The sequence below is a fragment of the Chloroflexota bacterium genome (assembly GCA_016197225.1).
Classification (GTDB): Bacteria; Chloroflexota; Anaerolineae; order Anaerolineales; family VGOW01; genus VGOW01.
The window spans coordinates 1-1,757 of record JACPWC010000025.1 but is presented as its reverse complement, the minus strand read 5'-3'; the positions used below and the strand labels follow the sequence as shown (position 1 = coordinate 1,757).

Here is a 1,757-nt window from a genome sequence, read left to right as displayed (position 1 = left end):
GGGCCAGGTCGGCGCGCTCGGCAATTTGCCTCATGCTTGTGCCGTGATAGCCCTTCTTCAGAAATAGAGCGTAGGCGGCTTCGATGATGGCGGCGTAGGTTTGTTCACCTTTGGAAAGTGGTTTTTCTTCGGGCATTTTGGCGGCCTGCGAAAAATGAACGCTCGTTCACATTCTATACCTGATAACAGGGCTGTCAAGAGGCAAAAAAACAGGACTTGCAAGTGGCCTTGCAAATCCTGTGCCAATGCCTTTCAGATAACATGAGGAGCCAGCACGCCCACGTGCTGGCCCCGGCATCCGGGGATGCCTGCCTCCTCAAGGGTTGTGATATATGAAAGTTATCGGGGCGCGTAACGTTTGGTCAGGCCCGGTAGTTTGCTCTACTTTCAGCTACATCCGAAAAATACTTCGTGCCTGCCTGGATGACATGCTGGATGAACTCCAGTGTGAGCTTGAAGTCTTCGGGGTTGGCGGGTTGCCGGACAGAGAGAGCCGGGTTCGGACGCCCGTCCCACGTTCGATCAATCAGCCCGGCCCAGGATGGGTCGAGGTTGGCTTTAGCCCACTCCGCCCCGGCGCGCTTGGAGCCGGGGAAGCCGTTTTGGAGATCGTGCAACATGCGGCAGTAGCTCAAGACGATGAATGTTTGATAGAACCGATTGTTGTATTGCTCGGGTTCAGCCAGGATTTGCCGCCCCCACCCGCTCATGACTTCCATGATCTCCTGGCGCAACATCTCGATGGGGATCGGGTCAACCAGCGTCACCGGATCAGGCCCGGCCAGAGAGACGCCATGCTCACGCACCACCCAGCGGACGACGATGGTGTTGCAATGGTCGGCCTTGATGAGTGACCGGCTTCCGTTGTCGAGATACCAGAGTTGCTTGCCACGTTGAGAATAGTGTCTCAGAACATCCTTCGGGAAATAGGAGCCTTCCAGGTGCTGTGCCCAGCCGCAATCGAGGTTGTAGATACGCTCGTGCATAATCTGCAGAGCTTGAACTTGATCGTCCGACAATTCTTGCTCGACGGCGATGACAAAATCAACGTCGCTGTGACGATCAAAATCGCCCACCGCGAACGAACCTTGCAGGCAGGCGGCGAGGAATGTGTCACCCAGAACATTCTGAACGCTGCCTACCAACTCACGAAGGACGTCGTTTAGCTCTGGATAAGGTGTTGGAAGGGGCATGCTTTCCTGTTACTCGGTATGTGCCTGCTTCTCTTCCAGTTGGGACTAAGTGCCTATCCTAATAACCCAGCGGCTCTGAAAGCGACGAGGGCGCAGGCGAAATGCAGAAAAGCGATGTAATTCTCAACAGACTTATCCCAGCGAATCAAAATGCGCCGAAAGCGATTCATCCAACTGTGAGTCCGTTCGACTACCCAGCGCCGGGCTTTGAAGCCAGCTTCGCGCTTGAGGGCCAGAGCTTCTTCACCCCGCGCTCGAATATGAGCAGTGAAACCAAACTCTTGCAACGTCTGGCGCACTTCGTCATCGTCATAGCCTTTATCCAGGCACAGGCCTTGCGGCTGTTCAGGCGTTGGCTCTGGACGTTGCACCGGGTTGCTCTCAACGGTCTCTCGCACCATCTTCATATCATTCCGATTAGCCCCGTCAACGGCCAAGCCAACGGGGATGCCGTTGGCGTCCGTCAACAGACTCCGTTTGACGCCGGACTTGCCGCGATCGGTCGGGTTTTTGCCGGTTTTTTTCCCCGCCCAATGGTGCTTTGGTCATCGCGCCATCCATACT

At 55.6% G+C, this 1,757-nt stretch carries 2 protein-coding genes and 1 pseudogene; all 3 read right to left on the bottom strand.

Annotated features, from left to right (window positions below):
- Nucleotides 1–136 (bottom strand): TetR family transcriptional regulator (locus HYZ49_04915; GenBank protein ID MBI3241616.1); only part of this gene is annotated, 136 nt, incomplete at its 3' end.
- A 226-nt stretch (nt 137–362) separates the two neighbouring features.
- Nucleotides 363–1,193 carry a DUF4111 domain-containing protein gene (locus HYZ49_04910; protein MBI3241615.1) on the bottom strand — a complete coding sequence of 277 codons (831 nt, stop codon included), beginning with the start codon at nt 1,191–1,193 and terminating at the stop codon, nt 363–365.
- A gap of 53 nt (nt 1,194–1,246) precedes the next feature.
- Nucleotides 1,247–1,757 (bottom strand): annotated as a pseudogene (locus tag HYZ49_04905) (IS5 family transposase).